Origin of the sequence: Paenibacillus brasilensis (assembly GCF_009363115.1) — a bacterium.
In the GTDB taxonomy this organism is placed as follows: Bacteria; Bacillota; Bacilli; order Paenibacillales; family Paenibacillaceae; genus Paenibacillus; species Paenibacillus brasilensis.
This window is the reverse complement of the sequence record NZ_CP045298.1, coordinates 5,563,078-5,587,263: the sequence shown is the minus strand read 5'-3', so window position 1 is coordinate 5,587,263 and position 24,186 is coordinate 5,563,078. Positions and strand designations below refer to the sequence as shown.

Below are 24,186 nucleotides of genomic sequence, written 5' to 3'. Positions count from 1 at the left end.
AAACATTCGATGGAATATGAATAGCTTGTTCCAGAAAGAGAGGCGCCAGAACATGTATTTGCATGGAAGCAGTAAAATTAACAGCAATGGACATTTGGAAATTGGCGGATGTGATACAACGTTTTTGAAAGAGCGTTTTGGAACACCGCTATATATTGTAGATGAACAGTTAGTACGCCGGCGCTGCCGGGAGTTTATAGAAGCTTTTCATGAAACCGGGTTGAAGTTTCAAGTTGCTTATGCAAGCAAAGCATTTTGTGTCATGGCGATGTGCGCTTTGGCAGCAGAAGAAGGGATGTCGCTCGATGTTGTTTCCAGTGGAGAGCTGTTCACTGCGCTTCAAGCAGGATTTCCGGCGGAGCGAATCCATTTTCACGGCAACAACAAAACACCGGAAGAAATTGAAATGGCGCTGGATGCGCAAATTGGCTGCTTCGTGGTCGACAGCGAGATGGAGCTTCATTTGCTGCAGGCCCTTGCCTCCGGGCGGAAACAGCAGGTCAATATTTTATTGCGGGTTACCCCGGGGGTAGAGGCGCACACGCATGAATATATGGCCACAGGCCAGGAGGATTCAAAATTTGGTTTTGACATTGCGAACGGTACAGCGCACCAAGCGGTGGAGAAGGCTATCGGGTTGAATCATCTGAACCTGTTGGGGATACATTCCCATATCGGCTCGCAAATTTTTGAAGTGAACGGCTTCCAAATGGCTGCCGAACGGGTTGCCGTTTTTTCCAGAGAAATCAAGGAACAGCTTCAGTTTTCTTTCAAGGTTATTAATCTGGGTGGAGGATTTGGCATTCGTTACACAGATGAGGACACACCGTTGAAAATTTCCACCTATGTACAGGCTATCGGCGAAGCGGTTAAAACCCATTTTTCCGGGCTTTATGATGAGCTTCCAGAAATTTGGATTGAACCGGGACGCAGTATTGTAGGCGATTCGGGCACAACCTTATACACGGTAGGAAGCATCAAGGATATTCCGCAGGTACGGAAATATGTCTCGGTAGACGGCGGTATGACGGATAATCCGCGTCCGGCGTTATATCAGGCCAAGTATGAAGCGATGCTGGCGAATCGGGCACAGGATGCAAATGAAGAGACCGTGTCCATTGCAGGCAAATGCTGTGAAAGCGGCGATATGCTGATTTGGGATGTGGAGCTGCCTCGCCCGATTAGTGGGGATTTGCTCGCTGTTGCCTCAACCGGAGCCTACAATTACTCCATGGCAAGTAATTATAACCGGATACGCCGCCCGGCGGTGGTATTCGTCAACAATGGCGAAGCCGAACTGGTGGTGCGTCGGGAAACCTACGAGGATATCGTACGCAACGATGTTGTACCGCAGCGCTTGGTTCGTGAACTAGCCAGTCCAGCGGTTCATCCGGGCGCCAAAATTACCGTTTCGTCCTGATTTTTGATATGTGTGAGCAAGCAGACCATTGAGCCGGGGATTATTATACCGGTACAGTGGTCTTTTTTTTGGGACAAGGCTTTGCTAAGCTGAGCAATTCATAGTAAACTGGAACTTGATGTTATTTAGCTTTCAAAACAGGTTGAAAAGGAGATACAAACAATGAAAAAAGGTAGAATAGATCTTGAAAACGGCGGTATCGTCGAAATTGATTTTTTCCCGGAAGAAGCTCCCAATACGGTTGCTAACTTTGAAAAGCTGGCTAACAGCGGCTTCTACAACGGTCTGAGCTTCCACCGTGTCATTCCGGGCTTTGTTGCTCAAGGCGGTTGCCCAATCGGCAATGGCACAGGCGGCCCTGGATACACCATTGACTGTGAAACTGCTACGAATACCACAAAGCATGCCAAAGGCGTTTTGTCCATGGCTCATGCAGGCCGCAACACAGGTGGCAGCCAATTCTTCATCTGCTACGCTCCACAGCCGCATTTGGATGGAGTACATACTGTATTTGGCAAAGTGACCAAAGGTATGGAATTTATTGATGCTGTAAAACAAGGCGACAAAATGAAAGAGGTTAAAGTATTTGACGCATAAAATGCCGTTAACTACTTGATTTCCTTGTATAGCTACATTTAGGCCGTTCTGTCTTTCGACAGGGCGGCTTTTTGTTGTCTTTTGTTTGACGGTTTGCTGTTTTTCACAATAACGCAGTAATTAAAGTGAGTAAGATCACATTCGAAAAGTAAGCGTTATGATAGCCTTCTCATGAGAATGCATTTTTTTAATTTTTTATGAGTATTTAAGCTCAGTCAAGGTGCAAAAGAAGGGGGCTTATCACATTGTCCATTTTAACGCGTACAAATCGACTCGGATTTTTTGAAATCCGGCTGGAATCCATTGGTGGACTCGGTGCTAATCTGGCTGGCAAAATGCTAGCCGAAACCGGGGTGCTTGGTTTGGGGCTGAATGCTTCAAATTTCTCGTCCTACGGTTCAGAAAAGAAAGGAACTCCTGTTAAAAGCTTTGTCCGCTTCTGTGATCCAGAGGTTGACATCCGTGACCACAGTCCGATCGAACAACCACATGTGGTAGGCATTTTCCATGAAACGTTATACAAAACAGTAAAAGTGATCAGCGGACTTCCAGCTGATGGGATTGTTGTAGTCAATTCTACCCGACCGGCAGAGGAAATACGGGCAGATTTGGGACTGGTATCCGGTACACTGGCGGTAGTGGATGCGATGGGCATCGCACTGGAGGAGCGAACCAAACTGAATACGTCCATGCTCGGCGCCTTGTTCCGTGTATGTGATTTTTTGGACCCGGAAGCGATGAGATCGGTTATTCGCAGTACATTTGAAAAGAAAAATCCACAGCTGGTGGAGCCTAATCTGCGTACATTCAACCGTGGTTTTGACGAAATGGAGCTACACGTATATCCAGTTACCAGTGACGCGCAGGATCGGATTTTTGAACGACCACAGCCTTTGCTGGGTTATGAAACACAAGCATTGGGGGGCGTTATTGCCACACAGGGGAACAGTATGACGAGGGATGTTAGTGGCTCGCGTCAAGGTTATGTGCCTGAGTATGAAGCTGATAAATGTACTCAATGTGCCAAATGTGATTCGATTTGCCCGGATTACTGTTTTGTGTGGGAAGAGCAAGCAGATAAACGCGGAAGAATGATGCCATTTTTGCAAGGGATTGATTACCAGTACTGTAAAGGTTGTCTGAAATGCGTAGATATTTGCCCTTCGGGAGCGTTAAGCTCGCGGCGCGAGCAATGGGGATGGGCGGAACAGCATCGAGTTGCCCACCAATTTCCGGTATATGAAGGAGGTCGTATGTAATGGCGAAACTGGAGGAGGAGCTTAAACAAACAGGCGCCGCACAAGTGACCACGTTCGAATCCGGTAATGAAATGGCAGCTACAGCGGCTGCGCAAATCAATTATCATATGATGGGATATTTTCCGATCACTCCGTCGACTGAGGTGGCGCAGTATCTGGATCAGATGAGAACGAGAGGTCAGCATAACATCAAGCTGGTCGCAGCGGATGGAGAACACGGATCGGCGGGGATATGCTATGGTGCCGCAGCAGCGGGTGCAAGAGTGGTCAACGCCACCAGTTCACAGGGCTTTCTGTACATGCTGGAGCAGCTGCCTGTTCAGTCCGGTACCCGTTTCCCTATGGTGATGAATCTGGTGACACGCGCAGTCAGCGGCCCGCTGGATATCCGGGGGGATCATTCGGATCTGTATTACGGTCTGAATACGGGCTGGGTGATTTTGACGGCAAGCACGCCGCAGGCTGTATATGATATGAATATCATGGCCTTGAAAATTGCGGAGCACAGCGATGTTCGTTTGCCTGTGATGGTTGCTTATGACGGTTTTTATACGTCACATCAGAAGCGCAGAGTGCAATATTTTGCCGACGCGGAGACGGTTCGGGATTTTGTGGGGCCGAATCCCAACCTGAATTATGCGAATATTTTGGATTTTGATCATCCGGTCACGGTAGGTGCCCATATGAATGGCGATGATCTGACGAACAATCACGCCCAGCTGTCTGAGGCATTAAGACGGTCTGAAGGAGTATATGAGCAGGTTGCGGCTGAATATGCCTCATTATCCGGTCGGGAATATCCGATTTTGGATCTTTATCATATGGAAGATGCCGAGGTTGCGGTGTTCTTGCTGAATTCGGCGGCTGAATCGGCCAAGGACGTGGCGGATCAGCTCCGTGCGCGCGGCATTAAGGCCGGAGTCGTTCGTCCGAATATCATCCGGCCATTCCCGGCCGCGCAGCTGCGTGAGGCACTGCGCCACGTCAAGGCGCTGGTGGTGGGCGAGCGTGCGGATTCGTATGGCGCCGATGGCGGTAATTTAACGCACGAAATCAAGGCGGCTTTGCAGGAGGACCCGCTGAACCAGACGACTGTATTGTGCCGCATTTTTGGCTTGGGCGGCAAGGATTTTTATGCGGAAGACGCAGAGGCGTTCTTCCAGCTGGCGATCGAGGCGGCAGAGGCCGGTCGTGCGGAGAAGCCATTTGATTATTACGGCATTCATCCGGGTTCACCGGATAAGGTGATGCCGCAGGTCATGCAGCCGCCACGGGGTGATGCGTACCACACGGGACTGATTCAGGTCACGCCGGACGAGGCGACTGGCAAGCTCAAGGTCAAGGTACCACCGTTGCGTTCGCTGACGACCAAACCGCGTCGTCTTACACCGGGTCACGGGGCTTGTCCGGGCTGCGGAGCATTATCTGCGCTCGAGCTGTTTTTCAAAGGGATTGAGGGCGATATTGTTGTATTGTTCCAGACAGGCTGCGTCTATGTGGTCACAACAGGTTATCCTTATACATCACACAAGCAACCGATGATCCACAACCTGTTTCAAAATGGAGCAGCTACACTTTCGGGAGCACTGGAAGCTTACTTGGAGATGAAGCGTCGCAATGAGATTGAGATGTCCGATGATCCGACCTTTATTATGATCAGTGGCGATGGCGGGATGGATATTGGCATGGGCTCCGCGATTGGTGCGGCTCTGCGCAATCATAAGCTGATCATGCTGGAATATGATAACGAGGGATACATGAACACAGGTTCGCAGCAATCGTATTCGACTCCGGTCGGTCATATGACCAGTACGTCGGGTGTAGGGAAGATGCAAAAAGGCAAGCAAGGGCATCACAAGGACACTGTGCAAATCATGGCCGCCTGCAATATCCCGTATGCCTTCACAGCGGCTGAAAGCCATCCGCAGGATATGTTGCGCAAAGCGGCCAAGGCGCAATGGTATGCAAATAATGTGGGAACGGCCTATGGAAAAATCCTGTGTGCCTGCCCGCTGAACTGGAAATCGGAAGATCGGCTGGGCACCAGCATTGTGGGGGCCGCTGTCGAGTCGTGCTTCTTCCCATTGTACGAAATTGAGCAGGGCAGTACGACGATTACGTACAATCCGGAAGACAAGGGAAAACGGATTCCAGCTGCAGAGTGGCTGAAATTAATGGGGAAAACAAAGCATTTACTTAAAGAGGAAGCTACGTTGGTTGCCTTTGAAGCAGAAATTGAACGCCGCTGGACCATTTTGAAAAAGAAACATGAAATTTCGGAGCTTTAATCCGCTTCATTGCATAATCCATTTTAAACATTGTTAGAAGATGTATAGATACCGATTCCAAAAAGATTCTTTGCGCTTGTTGCGTGAAGAATCTTTTTTGTCGTTTATGGGATGAAGCATAAAAAATCAGGTAATGATTTCCGATATAGGAGTGGAGGCCTATATCGGAAATGAATTAATAACAGTCTTCTTCTGAATTTTTAGATGCAATGAGGTGCAGGTATGATTAAGCTGAATACAGTTGAAATAATCGAAATTATAAAAAAGCAAATCCCCAAGGTCATGAACATTAAGCCCGTGGAGCTGAAATTTACAGATGACTTTGGACGGGCATCACTGGCGGGGACAGAACATAAATTTACATTGACTAATCAGCATTATTCCGCCAAGGTGATGGATTGCGTATTGGAAACGCAGGTGCGTCCGATATTAATGTGTGAAATTATTTATTTTCTAAAATGTGAGTTTATTGACGGGCATGTTGAGGTGCGGTTGGATTATGATGCAAGCTCTGAAGGCGGCCACGAACCTACGGCTTCAGCGGTTATAACCTTTGACCATGCTACGCAGCTCGGCCTGGAAGAACTGGCTGACCTGATTGATCTTGCACTTCATATGAATGATAAAGCCTGGTTTGAAGAACTCTCCAGTCAATATGTTAAAACAAAGGCAGGAGCATCTATCCGATAACTTGCTTTTTTTAGAGGTCGGTGCTAATATACGTAACAAGTTTAATGTTAATTCAATTGAATAAGAGCAAGATCCTTCGGGGCGGGGTGAAATTCCCCACCGGCGGTGATGACGTGCTTGTGGATTGCTTTTGCGATAGCAGCACGGCTTAGTCCGTGACCCGGATGCTGAATGATTAGCAGAAGGTGGACCTGGTGCAATTCCGGGACCGACAGTATAGTCTGGATGGGAGAAGGATACAGAGCGCATGTGCATGACGTGACATGTGCCGATTTTTAGCATACGTAAATGTACGTACGGCTTATTTCGTTGTAATGCAGCATCGGACGACGGCTTTTTTAGTTTTCTTTTCCGTAGCTGTTCTGAACGCATTGGCTTGTATCGTAGTCATGCTTTTTATTGGCATACGTATTATTCGTAAGATTTCAATTATGCATATGGATTGCTTCTTGTAGACTGTAATTTGACTCTCATCACTCCCACGACGGATAGATTCCGTGCTGGGGGTTTTTTGCGCTTACGACTGTTGAATTAGGGATAAACTGAAACGAGATGGAAAGGAGTGAAGCTATGTTTACCGGGTTGGTCGAGGAAGTGGGACGCATTCAAACGATTTCAAAAAGCGGAGAAGCGATGGTACTGGGTATTGAGGGCTCCGTTGTCTTGGGTGATTTGAAAATAGGAGACAGTGTTTCCGTGAATGGTGTTTGTCTAACGGCGATACAGATCGGGGTTAAGGATTTTAAGGTTGATGTCATGCCGGAAACCTTTCGCAGCAGCAATCTGAGAGAACTTAAGTCCGGCAGCCGAGTTAATCTGGAACGGGCGATGGCGGCGTATGGAAGGTTCGGAGGACATATTGTACAGGGACATGTGGATGGAACGGGTACGATTCGCCGGGTGACATCAGACCAGAATGCGGTTGTGTTCGAAGTTGCGCCTTCTAATCAAGCATTATTTAAATATATTCTTCTCAAAGGTTCGATCACAATTGATGGCATCAGCCTCACAGTCGCCCAGCGCACAGGAGATACCTTTGCCGTATCCATTATTCCTCATACCTTATCCGAGACAGCCTTACAAGCCAAACGTGAGGGGGACACCGTCAATATTGAATGTGACATATTGGGCAAATATGTGGAACAGCTTTTGAATTACAGAGGCTTAGCGGCGATGGAGGGAGCAGAAAAAGCTCCTATCAGTCTGGACTACTTGGCGAAGCACGGCTTTGCCTGATATGGAATGGTACATCTGTTACGGAGCACTTAAGCACAAGAAATGAGGAGGACAGTGCTATGGATAGAGGGAGTCAAACAAGTTCTACGACTGAAGTAGTGGAACACGATGGGGCGGAGTTGGACGAAGAGATTCGTTTGGATTCCATCGAAGAAGCTTTGGAGGATTTGAAGAACGGTAAAGTAGTTATCGTAGTGGATGATGAACAGCGCGAAAATGAAGGTGATTTTATTGCATTGGCTGAAAAAGCAACCCCCGAGGTCATTAATTTCATGATCACTGCAGGTCGCGGGTTGGTCTGTGTGCCGATTACACAGCAAAGAGCCGAGGCGTTGGAATTGCACCCAATGGTGAAGCAAAATACAGATTTCCACGGCACAGCCTTTACCGTTTCGGTTGATCATATAAAGACAACGACTGGTATTTCGGCAGCCGAGCGTTCCTTAACCGTACGCGCCTTGGCCGACGAAACAGTCGTAGCAGGCGATTTCCGCAAGCCTGGCCACATGTTCCCGCTGATTGCCCGCGATGGCGGTGTTTTGCAGCGTGCAGGTCATACAGAAGCGGCAGTCGATCTGGCCCGACTTAGCGGCTTCAAGCCCGCCGGAGTTATTTGCGAAATTATCAAGGAAGATGGCTCAATGGCCCGTCTGCCAGATTTGATGGTGATCGCCAAGCAGTATGAGCTGAAGCTGATCAGTATTCAAAATTTAATTGACTATCGTCGTCGTTTATCGTTGTAAATCATTTTAAAAAAGAGAGGTTGATAAGCATGGCACGTTTTCTGGAAGGTAATCTTGTATCGGATGGTTTGAAATATGGTATTGTGGTAGGAAGATTTAATGAATTTATTACGAGCAAGCTGTTAAGCGGTGCAATTGACGCACTTCAACGACACGGGGCAAGGGAAGATGAGATTGATGTGGCCTGGGTTCCTGGTGCTTTTGAAATTTCATTGATCGCACAAAAAATGGCTGCAAGCGGCAAATATGATGCTGTTATTACACTGGGCACCGTGATACGTGGTTCTACTTCACATTATGATATTGTCTGCAACGAAGTGGCCAAAGGAGTGGCAGCAATCAATCTGAAAACGGGCATACCCGTTATTTTCGGTGTTGTGACTACAGAAAATATTGAGCAGGCTATTGAGCGTGCAGGAACGAAGGCTGGTAATAAGGGTTGGGATTCTGCACTGGCTGCGATTGAAATGGCGAACTTGGGCAAGCAATTTTAATGATATGAGCAACTGAATAAGAATGGCATAATGCTAAGCGAAAAAGGGATTGGATTGTTAAGCAAGGCGATGACGTATATACTACAGAAAGAGGGATTGATAACGTAAAGCATAAGTGCTATGGGGAAAGGTATTGTTGAATGATGATTGGAGTAAGGCAGGGGGAAGCACATTGACAGTCGTAAATTACAAGCTGGAAACATTCGAAGGTCCGCTGGATCTGCTTTTGCATCTGATTGATAAAGCCGAGATCGACATTCAGGATATTCCGATTAGTGATATTACGGATCAGTATATGGCTTTTTTGCACAGTATGCAGGAGTTGGAACTGGACATTACGAGCGAGTTTCTGGTGATGGCGGCGACACTCTTATCCATTAAGAGTAAATTGCTGCTTCCCAAACCACCTGTGATGGAATATGACGATTTGGACTTTTATGAAGAAGAGGATTATGATCCGCGCGAGGAACTGGTCCGCAAGCTGGTGGAGTACCGTAAATATAAAGGGATTGCTCGCCATCTGAGTGAACGTGAATGGGAACGGAGTCTGATTTACGGTAAAGAGCCGGAAGATCTGAGTACATTCCTGCCCACCGAACCCGTAAATCCGGTGCACGGGCTGCATACAAGCGATTTGGTCGCAGCCTTTCAGCGTGCATTGCGTAAAGCAGAACGACGTACGACGGTAACTCGTGTCCACCGCGATGAAATTTCAGTCAAGGACCGTATCCGCCAGGTTGTCGGGGTGTTAGAGGGACTCGGGACAGGGGGGCGCTTTCTGTTTTCCAAGCTGATGCATGAGGATATGTATCGGCATGAAGTGGTTGTAACCTTTTTGGCTATTCTCGAGCTGATGAAAATGAAGCAAATTTTCTGTTATCAGGAGAAGATTTTCGATGATATTGTAATGGAGTGGAGAGGGGATTTACGGGTTAATGGACTATCTGAAGCTGAAATCAATTATTGAGGGGCTGTTGTTTCTCGCGGGAGAGGAAGGATTGTCCGCCAAGCAGATCGCCGACATTGTAGAGCAGCAGCAAGAGCTTGTTGAAAAAAGTCTGGAGGATTTAAAGCAGGACATGGAGCAGGGAGGAAGAGGTCTGCAACTTGTCCGTATCGCCGGGAATTATCAACTTGCAACATTACCTGAGCATGCACCCTACTTTGAAAAGCTTGCCTACTCTCCGGCACGTGCCTCACTGTCTCAAGCCGCTTTGGAAACACTGGCCATTGTTGCCTATCGCCAGCCCATTACAAGAGTCGAAATCGAAGATATTCGGGGCGTCAAATCCGAGCGGGCCATACATACACTGGTCAACAAGGAGCTTATTGAGGAAAAAGGTCGGGCCGAAGCCATTGGTCGACCGATATTATATGGAACGACGAAATCATTTTTGGATTATTTCGGTCTAGGCTCTCTCACGGATCTACCCCAACCAGAGATATTCGAGGATTCGGACAATTTGGAGGAAGAGACACAATTATTGTTCGAGCGTCTGGAGAGCAGTCAGCCGGCTGCAAACGATTCGGATCTTGAAGCGTGATATAGAAGGAAACAGCCAGTTCTCGCAGAGGGGAACTGGCTGTTTGGCATTTTGGGATGCATGATTTTCCGGGAAAGAGCCATACTATTTTTACCATGGTATATCCATAGAAAAAGGCAGGGAGGACTCGCCAGTGTGGAAATGGATCGGTATCGCCGTCATCGTCATCATATTACTTGTGCTGGCTATTTTGCTCTCTCGTATCCGGTGGAAGCTGGATATTGCCAAGCATGACAATGATGATCGGGCGCATCTGGAGATCAGATTTCTGTACGGGTTAATCAAAATCAATTATGATATTCCAGCTATTCTGATAGCAAGCTTGCAAAAAGGGCTTCTTTATCGGCTTGACCGCAACAAAAACATACATAAAACCGATGCTTCCGTGGATAGTGGAAATATTAATGCAGATAAAATTAAGCAATTTATACACGATGTACGAGTTTTACTCAAAGGAACGAAAGCTCTGCACCGATGGTTGCGGCATACGTTAGCCCATGTGATGATATCCAAAATGGAATGGTCCACCAATATCAGTCTTGCTGACGCTGCCTATACGGCTACCTCAACGGGTGTTCTATGGGGCTTGAAAACAACGCTGATCGGTTATGCATCCAGCTTTGTACGCATGAACTGTACACCCAAGCTGTTTGTTGTACCCTATTGGGCGGATCGCCTGCGTTTTACCACCACATTGACCTGTGAAGGAAATATATCGCTCGGATATTTATCTTTTTCCATGCTCACATTAGCTTATCGTATATGGCGCGTTCCGGGTGGACCGGAGGCCTGGAGACGGGTTTTTTCCAAGAAACCCATTCAGCATGAGGGATGAGCGATACATATTTTCTTAGTGGTCTGCGCACAATAGCGAAAGAAAAGGCAGTCTACGCTTGAGATAAGCAGAGGAGGAATAATCATGTCAGATCACCCGATTCAGGGGCTTATGCAAACCGCGATGGAAAACATCAAAGCCATGGTAGACGTGAATACGATTGTCGGAGAAGCAGTGGAAACACCCGATGGTTCCGTTATTTTGCCAATCAGTAAGGTGGGTTTTGGCTTCGCAGCCGGTGGGAGTGACTTTAATGTAGATGAAGAGGTCCATACTTCCTCAGCAGCGGGAAATCATAGCGGGAAGGAAGGACATCCGTTTGGTGGCGGTAGTGGTGGCGGTGTATCTATTCAACCGATTGCATTTCTGGTTGTTGGCAAACAGGGAGCACAAATCGTTCCTTTGGACAATCAAACACATCTGATTGAGAAGATAATCGATTCCACCCCCTACCTTATTGATAAGGTGCAGTCCATCTTCCAAACTGCGGGCAACGCTCAGCAAAATCCAAAGGTAACTGTAGATGTCACTACAAATCAAGATCACAGTCACTCGGGTCCCGCTTACTTGTAAAAATTATCGGATTAAAGGTTTCTTCAGGAAGGGTTCCAAATGCCCAATTAGGGCTAAGGAATACCTTCCTTTTGCATTTGCTTCTATCTCCGAGCGTACCGCCTTCCACCAATGACTGCATACACACGTCGACCATGTTCCTGTTGATAAGAAGTAGACAGCGATCGTTCAACCTCTCGGTATCCTTCAGGAGCGAACTGGGATAAATAGATGAAGTCTGGATAAATCACTTCATCCGTCATATAAGCAGATATTGTGGCCTCTGGCCGACGATGCTGATTGAGTGAATCAATAATACCTCTTGCTGGCAAGATGCCGATTCCATGTCCATAAAAAAGGTTTTCCTTCAGCTTAACAACATTTTCTCCTTTCCACTCCAAGGTATCAGGTGACACATCTGGATTATTAAAATATAGGATATCGCCCGGAGACGATTTGTGACTTCCCTGCACCTGTATGAGCTTGAGGTCACTGTCATAGTGCCAATCATACAACAGCATATCTGCAAAAATCCGATTAAATTCACTTTCCAGAATGGAATCCAGCACTGCTTTGTACAGTACAATGACCATAGCTGTTGCACATTCAAAGGCATATTGACCACCATTTGTAAAGATATCCCTGATCCCCTGGGCCGGAGTGACACCTGCTTTGATCTGAAATCCACCCTTTGCCGTCAAATCCCAGAACTGCGGATTACAACGCGCGGTCGCAAAAGTGGCAAAGGATACGCCGCTTCGATTTAATCCCTCTGCGGACTCTACAATCCGGGATCTTAAAATTGCTTCAAACTGTAGGCGCTGCATGCTGTACACCCCCATCCATATTCAACATTTAGCTACTCCAGATTTTGCAAATCCTCAACTATATATATGTGATCAGGAGTGTAAATTGCCTGATCGAGCAACCCTGCAGAGGAATTTTCTGTTATAAAGGTGGACATACTTTGAACAGCTTGGACATAGAATGGTACAAGACTTGCTCAAAACCGGAGGAATCCAAATGTTTAAAAAGAAGCAACGCATCCACGCGGGCCAAAACCAGCTTTCGTTTAAAGCATGCGCCTTTGTTTTGCCGCTGGCACTGCTGCTTATTGTGTCATTGCTGCTCGTTTTGCTGAATCCACAGCCCGTTCAGGGAGCGAAGAAGACGGAAACGACCCCGCCTGCATTAAAGACCCATGCACAGGCCTCCTCTTTAATTGATGTCACATCAGGAAGAATCATATATGCTGACGAGGGTGACCGGGAGCTGCGCATTGCCAGTTTGACCAAAATAATGACCGCTATCGTGGCTATTGAGCATGGGCGTTTGCAGGATCGGGTAAAGGTTAGTCCGACGGCGTACGCCAAAGAAGGTTCATCGCTTTTTCTGCGAATGGGGGAAGAAATGACGCTGGAAAATATGTTGTACGGTCTGATGCTCCGTTCCGGTAATGATGCCGCTTCTGCCATTGCCGAGCATGTGGGTGGGACAGAAGAGGGATTCGTTCATTTGATGAATGATAAGGCGGTTCAACTTGGGCTAAGTCATACGCATTTTGCTAATCCTCATGGACTGGATGTCGAAGGGCATTACTCCTCAGCGAATGATATGGCTCGGCTAACCGCCTATGCGCTGCATAATCCAACCTTTGCCCGTATCGTTAAGACTGAACTGAAAAAGGCGCCGAATCCCAACAATTCCTGGGATTACTCGTGGCATAACAAAAACAAAATGCTGCGGCTCTATGAAGGGGCTGACGGTGTGAAAACCGGCTTTACCAAGAAAGCCTTCCGTTGTCTCGTCAGTTCGGCCACGCGGGATGGTCGCCAGCTTGCCGCTGTTACCTTGAATGACGGGGATGATTGGAATGACCATGCCCGTATGCTTGATTACGGGTTTCGATATTATCCACTCATTCCGATTACGGACAAGCAACAACCGATTAACGGGTATCCGCTATTAACGGGTGCTAGCTTTGCTTATCCTCTGCACGACGGTGAGAAGACCCGGCTGCATAAAAGATTAGTACTATACAAAAAGTCCCGTTCTGCAGGGAGAGCGGACGTATCCTTTGGTTTGCGGGGACGTGTCGAGTTTCTGCTGGAAGGCAAACTGATCGGTTCCGTTCCTGTATATGAAAAAGGCAGCAAGCTGCCGAACCCAAGAACGATACAGCCCCAACAGGAAGTTCCGACTGCTCAGGCTCCTTTAAGCGGCACTCAGCAACGCAGCTGGACGAGCGGATGGAGTGTAATTATAAGAAATCTGTTTGGAGTTTAGGGGCAAGCAGGCTTAAATTGCTATGAACCGACATGTGTCACATCATTGATGAAAGGGAGGGATCAATCATGATTCATCTCATATGGGTGGCTTTGATTTGTATCGGATTTGCATTTGCTGCTGCACAGGGAAATATTGAAGTGGTGACCAAGGCTGCTTTTGATGGGGCGGCCACGGGTGTTACAGTGTGCTTTGGACTGATCAGCGTGCTGGTGTTCTGGATGGGCATGATGCGGCTGGCCGAAGACGGAGGGCTCTTGCAGAAAATATCCAGGCTGCTCGCCCCTTTCGTTGCCTTTTTGTTCCCGGATGTTCCGCGTAATCATCCGGCTATGGGCTACATTTTGTCCAATATGAGCGCCAATCTGCTGGGCCTGGGAAATGCAGCGACTCCAATGGGCATCAAGGCAATGCAGGAACTGCAAACGCTCAACCCGGATAAGCAAACTGCTACTCCTGCTATGTGTACGTTACTGGCGTTAAATACAGCCAGTATTACGTTGATTCCCACGACATTGATCGCGATTCGGCTGAATTATCATTCCGCACATCCGGCGGAAATCGTCGGCACGACACTGGTGGCGACAGCGATAGCGACCTTTGCTGCGATAGCGGCAGATCGTTGGTATCGTAGTCGGGAACTGCGACGTCCCCCTGCGAAACCGCCGTCTCAGACAGCATTGAGTCCTCAGCCTCCTCAAACACCTGTGTCCGCTTCGACAGCACCGCCTGTATCTTCACCTGCAGCTCCACGGACGGGAATCACCGTTGCCAAGGGCAGGGATACCACTTGGAAAGGATGAGGGAGGCATGCTTCATTTTATTAACCTCGTATCGACTTGGGCCATTCCGTTTATTCTCGCTTTTATCCCTTTATATGCATATGCCAAAAAGGTACCCGTCTACGATTCCTTTGTGGATGGAGCCAAAGACGGCTTCTCCACCGCAATCAGTATCATTCCTCATCTTGTAGGCATGATGGTAGCGATAAGTATTTTTCGAGCTTCCGGGGCTCTGGATTATTTAATATCCTGGGTCACACCATGGATCAAAGGCTGGGGCGTCCCCGGTGAGGTACTGCCTTTAGGTCTGCTCCGCCCTTTGACGGGCACCGGTTCGCTTGCGTTCACGACTGATCTGATTCGTACCTATGGCCCGGACTCCATGATCGGTCGGATCGCTTCTACAATTCAAGGCAGCACGGATACGACTTTGTATGTACTGACTGTATATTTTGGTGCGGTAGGTATCCGCAATGGGCGATATGCTTTGAAGGTAGGACTATTTTCCGACGTGGTTGGTTTTGTGGCAGCCATTGCCATTTGCCTGCTTGTATTTTGATTCCTGCATCGTTTTTTGAACGGGGGTTGTGATTTTGTTCGTAGATGGGTATCATTAGCATGAGGTGAATTAGCGAACATGGAAAGATTGCAGAAAATATTGGCCCAGGCCGGGGTAGCATCCAGACGGAAATGTGAGGAGCTTATTCAGGCAGGCAGCGTGGAAGTGAACGGGGTTATCGTAACAGAGCTGGGAACGAAGGCGGACCCTGATCAGGATATAATTACGGTAAAGGGTAGACCGATTAAAACCGAGAAAAAAATCTATCTGATGATGAATAAACCTAAAGGGGTTATCACGAGTGCCTCCGATCCGGAGGGCCGTAAAATCGTGTCTGACTACCTGAAAGGTGTTAAGGAACGTGTATATCCGGTAGGTCGTCTGGATTACGATACGGAAGGACTGCTGTTACTTACCAATGACGGCGAGTTCGCCAATTTGCTCACCCATCCCAAGCATCATGTGCCCAAGACATATGTAGCGACTGTTAAAGGTGTTCCGCATGGAACTGAGCTGGACAAGCTGAAAAAAGGGATCGTGCTGGAAGATGGCATTACTGCACCAGCCGAGGTAGAATATAAAGATGTAGACCCGGATGGTAAGGAGTCAGTAATCCAAATTACCATTTATGAAGGCAGAAATCGTCAGGTAAGACGGATGTTTGAGGCTATTTCACACCCGGTTATCAGACTCAAACGAATTGCCTTCGGGGATCTTTTGTTGCAGAACTTGAAGCGTGGTCTGACCAGACCCCTCACCAAGGACGAAATTAACCGTCTCATTCAACTTGCCAAATCAGACAACACGAAAAAGAAACGGACAGGACGGGGGTCATAACCCCGGCCTTTTTGGTGTAAAGAGACTGTTGAACAAGAGTAAAGTTTGACCGCGCACGGGAAAATAGTAAAATAGAGAGAATGCTTTTTTTAGCGAAGGGACTGGGAATATGTCAGAACATAGCAACCGCATATTAATTGTAGATGATGAAGAACGCATTCGCCGCCTTCTGCGGATGTATCTGGAAAAAGAAGGTTATGAAATTGATGAAGCCGAGGACGGAGAGATGGCTCTCCAAAAAGCGACTGCAAGCGATTACAGCATTATTTTGCTGGATGTGATGCTTCCGGGCATGGATGGGATTGAAGTATGTACACGTCTGCGTCAGAACAAAGCAACGCCTGTGATTATGCTGACCGCCAAAGGAGAAGAGGTAAACCGTGTACAGGGCTTTGAAGTTGGGGCCGATGACTATGTGGTCAAGCCTTTTAGTCCACGAGAAGTCATTTATCGGGTTAAGGCGATATTGCGCCGTTCTTCGGAAACTGCCTTTTTAACCAAAGAGGCGGTACCAAGCAATAGCATTGTTTTTCCAAATCTTATTATTGAGCATGATGCACACCGGGTAAGTGCAGGCGGAATTGAGATCAGTCTCACACCTAAAGAATATGAGCTGTTGCACTATTTGGCAGTGTCGCCGGATAAGGTCTTCTCGCGCGAAGAGCTGCTGAAAGATGTATGGAATTATGAATTTTTTGGTGATCTGCGTACCGTCGATACGCATGTGAAGCGGCTTCGTGAAAAACTGAATAAGGTATCCCCAGAGGCAGCGGCTATGATTACAACGGTTTGGGGTGTGGGCTATAAACTGGAGGTTCCAAAATAACGTGAACTTTTGGAGATCGCTGGTAGGCAAGCTGTGGATCACCATCATTTGCCTTGTAGGCTCTGTGCTTATTTTTCTGGGACTTTTTTTGTTGCCGTATATTAACAGGAATTTTGCGGCGTACGAATCGACGGAAATCAAGCATTTGTTCACTTATACATGTATTGTCGGATTTTTATTAACGACCTTTTTTGCTTTATTTCTTTTTACTAAAATCACACAGCCTATGCAGCTGTTGATTCAGGCGGCGAATGCCATTCGTGAGGGAAAGTATGATACCCGGCTTTCACTGGTTACCAGTGATGAGATCGGGGAGCTGGCGAAAACTTTTAATCACATGTCTACGGAATTGGAAGCGACGATCCGCAGTCTGAATGAGGAGAAAAACCATCTATCCAGTGTGCTGCGAAGCATGTCTGACGCTGTCATTACCTTTGACAGAAGCGGGCAAATTATCTTGACGAACCCGCCTGCTCAAAATCTGCTGGATAGCTGGAAAGAGCTGGAATGGCAAGGGCATGATCAGCAGGAGTTCGGAGCATCTGTACCAGACCCGTTGTTGCCACTGTTTCACACGGTTATGGACAAAGGAGAGGACGTGGGAGACCATATTCATGTAAAGAAGGGCTCCTGGTCGGTACAGATGGCTCCTCTGTACACAGATAATGTAATTCGCGGCACGGTAGCTGTGCTCAGGGATATCACGGAAGAAGTGAAGCTGGAGAAGATGAGAAGCGATTTTGTCGCCAATGTATCTCATGAAATCCGTACACCCTTATCTATGATGCAGGGCTACAGTGAAGCGTTGCTTGATGGTATGGCTGGTTCACCGGAGGAATCCGAGGAACTGGTTCAGGTCATTTATGATGAATCACTGCGCATGGGAAGGCTTGTTAAGGATCTGCTTGATCTGGCTCGAATGGAGGCAGGTCATACAGACATGCATCGTCAGGAAGTGAATGTGAACGAGCTGATTGAGCGTGTTCACCGTAAATTTATGGTACGCTCGAAGGAACAGGGGCTGACTCTCGATTATCATGAGCAGGGCCAACAGCTGCTTTTGTCTGATGTGGATGAGGATCGGCTGGAGCAGGTACTAACGAATTTACTGGATAACGCATTCAGACATACACCCGAAGGGAAAAAGGTTACTATTGGGGCGGATCGAATTTTAGGAGAACGACATGAGCTTGTGCGCATCCGGATTAAGGATGAAGGGGTAGGCATTGCCAGCGAGGACTTACCTTACATTTTTGACCGTTTTTACAAGGCTGACAAGGCAAGAGTGCGAGGCGAGGACAAGGGCACGGGCCTGGGACTTGCTATTGTCAAAAATATTGTAGAAGCTCACGGAGGCTCTGTATCTGCTGCCAGCGTTTTAGGAAAGGGGACAGAGTTCACGATTCTGCTGCCAATCTCCAAAAAACAAAGTCAGGCTCTGTCACAGACTAAGTCGATTTAGCTAAATTCCCAGTTCGAAAGCATCCTCGGAAGAGGGTGCTTTTTGTTGAAAAATCAACATTTATCTTGTTCAACGTGGAACATCAGCATCAAGATAGATGTTGACACTGGTATAGGAAAAAGACGCCTGAGTATCCAGGCGCCTCGCTTTTAAGGAGAAAGTAAAATGGACTTTCTCTAGCATTTTCTATTATTAACCCAGCACTACTTCTTGAGCGGTATTCAGCTCCGGCAGTCCAACCAGTTGAACGAGCACATCTTTTGGCACAGCTTTGTCAACCGTGAGAATCATGATGGCTTCGCCACCAACAATTTTACGTCCTACTTGCATGGAGGCGATATTGACGCCATTTTCACCAAGCAGGGTGCCGACACGGCCGATAATGCCTGGTTTATCATTGTGGGAAATGAGCAGGAAATGAGCCTCCGGTGCCACATCTACTGGGAATTGGTTCAACCGGACAATCCGCTCGCCATACCCTGCCAGCAGGGTACCAGCTACGCGTTGCTCTTCGCCGCTTTGTGTTTTAAGCGTAACAGTGATCAGGTTCGTAAAGCCTTTGGTGGCCGGAGCCTGGGATACGACAAGATGGATGTCACGTGTTTTGGCAAGATGGACAGAGTTTACAATGTTCACATCACTGCCCAGGTGACGGCTGAGTACGCCTTTCAAAATATAACGAGTCAGCGGCTGTGTATCTACAGTGGACAAATCGCCAGCGTAATCCACCTGGATTTCACTTACAGCCTGATTCGTCACCTGAACAGCAAAGCTGCCCAGCTTCTCGCCAAGTGAGAAATATGGCTGTAATTGCGTCATCACATTGGATGGTACTGGAGGCATATTGACCGCATTTTTAAACGGCTCATCACGCAAGATATGCAGCACCTGCTCGGATACGTCGATAGCTACGTTCTCTTGAGCTTCGACTGTGGATGCGCCCAGATGCGGTGTAACGATAATTTTCGGATGGCTCAGGAAAGGATGGTCCTGTGCTGGCGGCTCCGACTCGAATACGTCAAAGGCTGCACCGGCAACAATTCCTTCATCAATGGCCTCAACAAGAGCCATCTCATCAATAACACCGCCACGGGCACAGTTAATGATACGCATTCCCTTTTTCATCACTTCAAACTGCGGGCGTGCAATCATATGCTTTGTTTCCGGTGTTAAAGGGGTGTGTACGGTCATGAAATCTGCGTTGCGAATGATTTCGTTCACACTGGCGAGCTTAATGCCCAGCTTCTCGGCACGTTCTTCTGTCAGAAACGGATCATAGCCGAGGATGTTCATGCCAAATGCTTTGGCGCGTTTGGCTACTTCACTGCCGATGCGTCCCATACCGAGGACACCAAGCGTTTTGTTGCGCAGCTCGACACCGAGGAATGTTTTACGATCCCATGTACCGCCGATAGTTTTGGCATACGCCTGTGGAATATGACGGGCCAGAGCCATCATCATGGCAAAAGTATGCTCACAGGTCGTAATTGTGTTGCCGTCAGGAGCGTTAATAACGATAATTCCGCGTTGCGTTGCCGCCTCAAGGTCGATGTTGTCCACACCGACACCAGCGCGTCCGACAACCTTGAGGTTTTTACCTGCGGCCATGATGCGTTCAGTTACCCGGGTTTGGCTGCGGACGAGCAGTGCGTCATAATCACCAATAATTTGAACCAATTCATCCTCGCTGAGACCTGTGTTCTTGTCCACCGTGACATCGTCTGCATCCATCAGCTGCTGAATGCCTAGGTCACTGATCGGATCGGATACTAATACTTTAAACATTTGGTTTCCTCCTCAAAGTTAACTTCTTTTATGGACAGGATGTACTTCAAACTGAAATACATTCCATAAAGAACATGAAAAAACTTGAAATGCTTCTAAAAAGTACAGGAGAGTCGCGGTAAACACTTGTGTGATAACGCATTGACGCAGAAAAGGGATAAAATAGCATTGCGTACCAAGCTGACGGACAAGGGCTGATGAACAGAAGCCTTGAACAAAGCCGCTTTTGCGGTTTTCAGGCATCAAAAAAACTCCCAAATCACATACTATCTCCATAGTAAGGGACGAGAGTTATCGTGGTACCACCCTAATTCGCAGCCATTTCGCAACGGACTGCCTTCAGCGGTCATAAAATGACCGAAAGGATAACGGTTTTCTGCCGATTGCATCTAATGCCGGGAAATAAATTTCCTAGCCTCGGTGCAATAACTCAGGAGCGCTAAAGAACATTACTCCGCCATCGGCTTCCACCCAAGCACCGATTCTCTGAGGACGAAATCAACATCTTTTCTCCATCATGGTTGTTGTCGTTAATAATTTTTTCATAATGTATCACGGCTTACACAGCCATGTCAATAGGAGATACGACATGTGCGGATAGCTGACTAGATAATAGCTATAGCATGCGGAATAATTAGATTTAGGTCTTCTTGAATCCGCCCGACTTTTTGGCTATGATGCTAAAGAAGACTATGCAGAGGACTAACTAAACATGAAAAAGCTCAAAGTGAAATGGAAAAGAGCGCAAATTCACGAGTTGAATGACCGCTTGCTGCTTTACAATTTGTATCTAACCCAGGGGCTTACCCTGCTGGTCGGTGCAATCTGGATTATTTTTCAGAAAAGAAATGTGTTGAATTTGTTTGCATTGCCAAACAGCTTACATGTTCTATGGTGGGGCCTGGGATTGGCTGCCGCTATTCTTCTAGTGGATCTGGTGTTATCCCGAATTATGCCTGAGAATGCCATGGATGACGGCGGTATTAACCAATTACTGTTTCAAAATCGTCCGATTTGGCATATTATTTGTATAGCTGCCGTCGTTTCGATCTGTGAGGAATTTTTGTTCAGAGGTGCAATTCAGTATAGTTTTGGCCCTTATTGGACAAGTATTTTGTTTGCGGTCATCCATATCCGATATTTGCGGCATTGGATTCCAACCGGCTGGGTGTTCCTTAGCAGTTACGGTTTGGGCTATATCTACGTACAGACTGGCAGCCTGTGGGCGCCGATCATTTGTCATTTTGTGATTGACCTTATATCTGGTTTAGCGTTACGGTTTCGGAGGTATGAAGAATGAATCAGGAGCTCAGCAGAGTGCAGACCTATGGTAGTCGTCGAAAGGGTCGCAAAGGCAAGGAGGAGGACAGGCCCGGATCAAAACCAGTCCGTTCCCGTGCCTCACGGCCCGTGCCTGAATTGAGCCACGTTGCCGCTGCACCAGAAATTGCTGTGATGATGGAGGATGACACTCCTGTTAGTGAGTACCGTACGCGGGCAGAAATGTTTCCATCCCGACGTCTCCGGGTAAGCAAGTGGTTTTTGAATTTTTTGAGCACACTTTTTGTACTCATTACAGCAGCACTACTATGGTGGGGCATCAAGGGTGCACCACCTATCAGTAAATTGCTCTGGTGATAAAAGGGTGTATGAAAAAGGTCTTCACCTCCGCACAACGTTATGCGGCGATGAAGGCCTTTTTCACAATCATCTTTCGTTGATTATAGAACATGAACACAAGCTTCTTAGTTGGCAGGAAGCTCAATGTATTGTGGATCAACAAACTGGTAGCCCTTTTGCTCAAGGCGGGTCAAAAGGTCATCGAGCGCCTCGGCTGTCCATGGGAGCTCATGCATCAGAATATTGCTGCCTGGATGTAGCTGCTCCGTTACATTTTTGAGAATTGCATCCGTTTTGTTAGGCTGATTTTTCTTCATAGTCCAGTCCAGTGAACCAACGGACCAGGTCATATACAGAAGTCCGTTTTCCTTGGCAACCTTGCGGCCTACGTCCCCGCCTGCACCATGAGGAGGGCGGAAAAACACCGGTGCTTGACCCGTTGTATCCTTGACAATTTTTTGCACAGTTTCAATCTGTTTTTTGACCTCAGCCTCCGATTTGTTCTTTAGCACGATGTGATCCCAGCTATGGTTGCCGATGGGCTGTCTACGGTCATGGATAAGCTTGAGCAACTCAGGATGCTCCTTCACACGGTAACCATTTACGAAGAAAATAGCCTTGGCCTTGTGCTTGTCGAGTGTATCAATGATTTTATTAATCATTGACGCTTCCTTGGGACCATCGTCAAAGGTAAGCAAAATCACCTTTTTTTCGGCTCCTTTTTGGTTGGGAACCACATTATATGCCTTGTCCAAATGATATGTTTTATCGGTGGCAGACACCGTAGCTGACTCTCCTGTTTTGCTGCTGTCAACGACGGGCTTGTTTAGTTGTACCGTTGCTTTACCTGCTGAGTTATGATCATCACGGTTCGTTTGATTACGATAGCTTGTCTCGGAAGAAACGGTTTTCTGTTCTTTGGTGCTGGTACTTGTGTCAGACGCTGCCGATTCTGGCTTGTTCGCCGTACAAGCACTAAGCAGCAGACATGCAGTCAATAAAATGGCTGCTGTTTTTGTGCCCATTAATTCATCTCACCTTCCTGTATTTATGCCGTATGAGTTTGTCTTTCCTGACGAACACTAAGCTCGATTCTACCACAAAGGGAGGTTCTAATTGTGAAAACATCTTCATTTTTCCTGGGAATCGTTTTGGGCGCTGTCGCAAGCACTCTGATCTCCCGTAACCGCAACATGTTGGGCTTATCCATGGACATGGATGGGAAAAAAGGTGGCAATTTGGTGCAGAAAGCCCGCACCAAAATGATGGACGCTGCGTTTCCTGGAATGGGCGATATTAAGTTGAATAAACAAGACACCCATAAGGATCATGATCATCGTTCCAAAACAGATAATAACGTTCATACGCTCCAAAACAAAGAAGAAAATATGAAGTTGATTAAAGACTTTATTAGCAGCAGTCCTGATGTTAAACGTGAGGTTGAGCAAATACTCAAGGAAACTCATACAGCCGTACCGGGATTATAACCCCGGAACCTCTATCTCGAATCATTTTGCGGCTTTTTTGTGAAAGCCGTTCAAATGATTCTTTTTTTTCTCATTTTTATTTCGTGCATTTACGATTATAAAATGATAACATGATTACATAGAACCATTTTCATCACAGGCACCATAATTGCATCATAATCTGTTAATAACACTCGGCTGCCAGGAGGAGGGTCCAGTATGAAAATAGAAAGATTAAGTCAGGACAAGATACGGATTTTCCTTACCTTTGACGATTTGAGCGAACGCGGTATTCAAAAAGACGACATGTGGCAAGAAATTCCAAGGGTTCATGAGCTGTTTACCGAAATGATGGATCAGGCATACAGCGAGCTGGGCTTCGATGCCACGGGACCGTTAGCTGTCGAAGTCTTTGCGCTTCCTGCTCAGGGAATGGTTGTTATCGTCACTCGGGGTAAATACGATCATCAACAGTATGGTTCTGGTCCTGATGAGGAGCTTCCAGAGGAAGTCTACGAAATGGAAGTCACGCTCGAACACAGTGATTCCATCGTTTACGCGTTTAGTGATTTCGAAGTACTCATAGAAGCGGCTCACATGCTCCGCAGCAACACTACGGAAGCAGGTAAGCTGTATCATTATAGAGGAAAATGGATTCTACATTTGGAGCCGGAAGAGGTAGAGGAGTCCAAGCTTGCGGCCTTGATAGCGGTTCTTGCCGAATTCGGTGAAGGCTCATCGGTAACACCAGCAATGCTGGAGGAGTACGGCAAGCTAATCATTCCTGAACAGGCCGTTGCAGTCATCTGCACTCATTTTGACAGCCGTTCTTAATCGGGCTTTAGAAAGTATATTGATTGAATTTGTCGGCTCTGCGCTGAATGCAGGGCCGACTCATTTTTATG

26 protein-coding genes and 1 riboswitch are annotated in these 24,186 nt (G+C 47.3%); of the genes, 22 read left to right on the top strand and 4 right to left on the bottom strand.

The features are described 5' to 3' along the window. Positions 1-52: 52 nt before the first annotated feature. The 12 genes from lysA to ytfJ all read left to right on the top strand — a co-directional run bounded on the left by lysA (position 53) and on the right by ytfJ (position 11,679). Positions 53-1,420, top strand: a complete 1,368-nt coding sequence (gene lysA / locus GCU48_RS26565) for a diaminopimelate decarboxylase (protein ID WP_152382044.1) — start codon at positions 53-55, stop codon at positions 1,418-1,420. A 162-nt stretch (positions 1,421-1,582) separates the two neighbouring features. Continuing rightward, on the top strand, positions 1,583-2,017 hold the full coding sequence (locus tag GCU48_RS26560) for a peptidylprolyl isomerase (protein ID WP_007430881.1): 435 nt from the start codon (positions 1,583-1,585) through the stop codon (positions 2,015-2,017). Between the two features lie 245 nt (positions 2,018-2,262). Next, the gene (locus GCU48_RS26555) at positions 2,263-3,276 is read left to right on the top strand and encodes a 2-oxoacid:acceptor oxidoreductase family protein (protein ID WP_025721044.1); all 1,014 of its coding nucleotides are present in this window, start codon (positions 2,263-2,265) and stop codon (positions 3,274-3,276) included. Beyond that, positions 3,276-5,564, top strand: coding sequence for a thiamine pyrophosphate-dependent enzyme (locus GCU48_RS26550; protein ID WP_152382043.1), 2,289 nt, complete (start codon positions 3,276-3,278; stop codon positions 5,562-5,564). Before GCU48_RS26555 ends, GCU48_RS26550 begins: the two co-directional genes overlap by 1 nt. A 222-nt stretch (positions 5,565-5,786) precedes the next feature. Then, the gene (locus GCU48_RS26545) at positions 5,787-6,254 is read left to right on the top strand and encodes an IDEAL domain-containing protein (protein ID WP_025721041.1); all 468 of its coding nucleotides are present in this window, start codon (positions 5,787-5,789) and stop codon (positions 6,252-6,254) included. Positions 6,255-6,322: 68 nt separating this feature from the next. Then, positions 6,323-6,495: riboswitch (FMN riboswitch) on the top strand. 329 nt (positions 6,496-6,824) lie between these two features. Then, positions 6,825-7,490: a riboflavin synthase gene (ribE, locus tag GCU48_RS26540; RefSeq protein WP_025721037.1), complete on the top strand. Its 666-nt coding sequence runs from the start codon at positions 6,825-6,827 to the stop codon at positions 7,488-7,490. A 59-nt stretch (positions 7,491-7,549) separates the two neighbouring features. Continuing rightward, positions 7,550-8,233 carry a 3,4-dihydroxy-2-butanone-4-phosphate synthase gene (gene ribB, locus GCU48_RS26535; RefSeq protein ID WP_152382042.1) on the top strand — a complete coding sequence of 228 codons (684 nt, stop codon included), beginning with the start codon at positions 7,550-7,552 and terminating at the stop codon, positions 8,231-8,233. Positions 8,234-8,262: 29 nt separating this feature from the next. Next, positions 8,263-8,727 (top strand): 6,7-dimethyl-8-ribityllumazine synthase, encoded by a 465-nt coding sequence (gene ribH / locus GCU48_RS26530; protein ID WP_025721033.1) that lies wholly within the window; start codon positions 8,263-8,265, stop codon positions 8,725-8,727. Between the two features lie 172 nt (positions 8,728-8,899). Next, a complete protein-coding gene (locus tag GCU48_RS26525) occupies positions 8,900-9,694 on the top strand; it encodes a segregation and condensation protein A (RefSeq protein WP_025721032.1) in 795 nt (264 codons plus the stop codon). Beyond that, positions 9,663-10,271, top strand: coding sequence for an SMC-Scp complex subunit ScpB (gene scpB, locus GCU48_RS26520; RefSeq protein WP_152382041.1), 609 nt, complete (start codon positions 9,663-9,665; stop codon positions 10,269-10,271). Before GCU48_RS26525 ends, scpB begins: the two co-directional genes overlap by 32 nt. 133 nt (positions 10,272-10,404) lie before the next feature. Then, entirely contained in the window at positions 10,405-11,106 is a 702-nt protein-coding gene (locus tag GCU48_RS26515; RefSeq protein WP_152382040.1) for a DUF2953 domain-containing protein, read from the top strand. Between the two features lie 84 nt (positions 11,107-11,190). Next, positions 11,191-11,679 (top strand): GerW family sporulation protein, encoded by a 489-nt coding sequence (gene ytfJ / locus GCU48_RS26510; RefSeq protein ID WP_025721026.1) that lies wholly within the window; start codon positions 11,191-11,193, stop codon positions 11,677-11,679. 83 nt (positions 11,680-11,762) lie between these two features. Here ytfJ and GCU48_RS26505 read toward each other — a convergent pair whose 3' ends face one another. Further along, complete coding sequence (locus GCU48_RS26505) at positions 11,763-12,485, bottom strand: protein-glutamine gamma-glutamyltransferase (protein ID WP_152382039.1); 723 nt, start codon at positions 12,483-12,485, stop codon at positions 11,763-11,765. A gap of 196 nt (positions 12,486-12,681) precedes the next feature. On the opposite strand from GCU48_RS26505, the gene GCU48_RS26500 reads away from it, so the two are divergent. From GCU48_RS26500 to GCU48_RS26475, 6 genes are all read left to right on the top strand, one after another. Beyond that, complete coding sequence (locus GCU48_RS26500; RefSeq protein WP_152382038.1) at positions 12,682-13,944, top strand: D-alanyl-D-alanine carboxypeptidase family protein; 1,263 nt, start codon at positions 12,682-12,684, stop codon at positions 13,942-13,944. 68 nt (positions 13,945-14,012) lie between these two features. Next, entirely contained in the window at positions 14,013-14,747 is a 735-nt protein-coding gene (locus GCU48_RS26495; RefSeq protein ID WP_025721020.1) for a nucleoside recognition domain-containing protein, read from the top strand. A 7-nt stretch (positions 14,748-14,754) separates the two neighbouring features. Then, positions 14,755-15,285: a spore maturation protein gene (locus GCU48_RS26490; RefSeq protein WP_152382037.1), complete on the top strand. Its 531-nt coding sequence runs from the start codon at positions 14,755-14,757 to the stop codon at positions 15,283-15,285. 78 nt (positions 15,286-15,363) lie between these two features. Next, entirely contained in the window at positions 15,364-16,122 is a 759-nt protein-coding gene (locus GCU48_RS26485; RefSeq protein WP_025721016.1) for a pseudouridine synthase, read from the top strand. A 109-nt stretch (positions 16,123-16,231) separates the two neighbouring features. Further along, the gene (locus tag GCU48_RS26480; RefSeq protein WP_152382036.1) at positions 16,232-16,948 is read left to right on the top strand and encodes a response regulator transcription factor; all 717 of its coding nucleotides are present in this window, start codon (positions 16,232-16,234) and stop codon (positions 16,946-16,948) included. 1 nt (position 16,949) lies between these two features. Beyond that, positions 16,950-18,410 (top strand): ATP-binding protein, encoded by a 1,461-nt coding sequence (locus GCU48_RS26475; protein WP_025721014.1) that lies wholly within the window; start codon positions 16,950-16,952, stop codon positions 18,408-18,410. Positions 18,411-18,602: 192 nt separating this feature from the next. Here GCU48_RS26475 and serA read toward each other — a convergent pair whose 3' ends face one another. Beyond that, positions 18,603-20,195, bottom strand: a complete 1,593-nt coding sequence (gene serA / locus GCU48_RS26470) for a phosphoglycerate dehydrogenase (protein ID WP_152382035.1) — start codon at positions 20,193-20,195, stop codon at positions 18,603-18,605. 18 nt (positions 20,196-20,213) lie between these two features. Beyond that, positions 20,214-20,438 carry a hypothetical protein gene (locus tag GCU48_RS26465; protein ID WP_025721010.1) on the bottom strand — a complete coding sequence of 75 codons (225 nt, stop codon included), beginning with the start codon at positions 20,436-20,438 and terminating at the stop codon, positions 20,214-20,216. Between the two features lie 469 nt (positions 20,439-20,907). On the opposite strand from GCU48_RS26465, the gene GCU48_RS26460 reads away from it, so the two are divergent. After that, entirely contained in the window at positions 20,908-21,495 is a 588-nt protein-coding gene (locus tag GCU48_RS26460; protein WP_152382034.1) for a type II CAAX endopeptidase family protein, read from the top strand. Continuing rightward, on the top strand, positions 21,492-21,833 hold the full coding sequence (locus tag GCU48_RS26455; protein WP_152382033.1) for a hypothetical protein: 342 nt from the start codon (positions 21,492-21,494) through the stop codon (positions 21,831-21,833). The genes GCU48_RS26460 and GCU48_RS26455 overlap by 4 nt, the downstream gene beginning before the upstream one ends. A 107-nt stretch (positions 21,834-21,940) precedes the next feature. On the opposite strand, the gene GCU48_RS26450 is transcribed toward GCU48_RS26455, so the two are convergent. Next, positions 21,941-22,840 (bottom strand): polysaccharide deacetylase family protein, encoded by a 900-nt coding sequence (locus GCU48_RS26450; protein WP_152382032.1) that lies wholly within the window; start codon positions 22,838-22,840, stop codon positions 21,941-21,943. A 93-nt stretch (positions 22,841-22,933) separates the two neighbouring features. Between GCU48_RS26450 and GCU48_RS26445 the strand changes: the two genes are divergently transcribed. Next, positions 22,934-23,302 (top strand): hypothetical protein, encoded by a 369-nt coding sequence (locus GCU48_RS26445; RefSeq protein ID WP_025721002.1) that lies wholly within the window; start codon positions 22,934-22,936, stop codon positions 23,300-23,302. Positions 23,303-23,500: 198 nt separating this feature from the next. Further along, the gene (locus GCU48_RS26440) at positions 23,501-24,115 is read left to right on the top strand and encodes a genetic competence negative regulator (RefSeq protein WP_025721001.1); all 615 of its coding nucleotides are present in this window, start codon (positions 23,501-23,503) and stop codon (positions 24,113-24,115) included. Positions 24,116-24,186: the final 71 nt, after the last annotated feature.

Coding starts and splice junctions, on each gene's coding strand:
- lysA (WP_152382044.1), top strand. CDS start 53: ATGTATTTGCATGGAAGCAGTAAAATTAACAGCAATGGACATTTGGAA.
- GCU48_RS26560 (WP_007430881.1), top strand. CDS start 1,583: ATGAAAAAAGGTAGAATAGATCTTGAAAACGGCGGTATCGTCGAAATT.
- GCU48_RS26550 (WP_152382043.1), top strand. CDS start 3,276: ATGGCGAAACTGGAGGAGGAGCTTAAACAAACAGGCGCCGCACAAGTG.
- GCU48_RS26545 (WP_025721041.1), top strand. CDS start 5,787: ATGATTAAGCTGAATACAGTTGAAATAATCGAAATTATAAAAAAGCAA.
- ribE (WP_025721037.1), top strand. CDS start 6,825: ATGTTTACCGGGTTGGTCGAGGAAGTGGGACGCATTCAAACGATTTCA.
- ribB (WP_152382042.1), top strand. CDS start 7,550: ATGGATAGAGGGAGTCAAACAAGTTCTACGACTGAAGTAGTGGAACAC.
- ribH (WP_025721033.1), top strand. CDS start 8,263: ATGGCACGTTTTCTGGAAGGTAATCTTGTATCGGATGGTTTGAAATAT.
- scpB (WP_152382041.1), top strand. CDS start 9,663: ATGGACTATCTGAAGCTGAAATCAATTATTGAGGGGCTGTTGTTTCTC.
- ytfJ (WP_025721026.1), top strand. CDS start 11,191: ATGTCAGATCACCCGATTCAGGGGCTTATGCAAACCGCGATGGAAAAC.
- GCU48_RS26505 (WP_152382039.1), bottom strand. CDS start 12,485: ATGCAGCGCCTACAGTTTGAAGCAATTTTAAGATCCCGGATTGTAGAG.
- GCU48_RS26500 (WP_152382038.1), top strand. CDS start 12,682: ATGTTTAAAAAGAAGCAACGCATCCACGCGGGCCAAAACCAGCTTTCG.
- GCU48_RS26495 (WP_025721020.1), top strand. CDS start 14,013: ATGATTCATCTCATATGGGTGGCTTTGATTTGTATCGGATTTGCATTT.
- GCU48_RS26490 (WP_152382037.1), top strand. CDS start 14,755: ATGCTTCATTTTATTAACCTCGTATCGACTTGGGCCATTCCGTTTATT.
- GCU48_RS26485 (WP_025721016.1), top strand. CDS start 15,364: ATGGAAAGATTGCAGAAAATATTGGCCCAGGCCGGGGTAGCATCCAGA.
- GCU48_RS26480 (WP_152382036.1), top strand. CDS start 16,232: ATGTCAGAACATAGCAACCGCATATTAATTGTAGATGATGAAGAACGC.
- serA (WP_152382035.1), bottom strand. CDS start 20,195: ATGTTTAAAGTATTAGTATCCGATCCGATCAGTGACCTAGGCATTCAG.
- GCU48_RS26465 (WP_025721010.1), bottom strand. CDS start 20,438: ATGCCTGAAAACCGCAAAAGCGGCTTTGTTCAAGGCTTCTGTTCATCA.
- GCU48_RS26460 (WP_152382034.1), top strand. CDS start 20,908: ATGAAAAAGCTCAAAGTGAAATGGAAAAGAGCGCAAATTCACGAGTTG.
- GCU48_RS26455 (WP_152382033.1), top strand. CDS start 21,492: ATGAATCAGGAGCTCAGCAGAGTGCAGACCTATGGTAGTCGTCGAAAG.
- GCU48_RS26450 (WP_152382032.1), bottom strand. CDS start 22,840: ATGGGCACAAAAACAGCAGCCATTTTATTGACTGCATGTCTGCTGCTT.
- GCU48_RS26440 (WP_025721001.1), top strand. CDS start 23,501: ATGAAAATAGAAAGATTAAGTCAGGACAAGATACGGATTTTCCTTACC.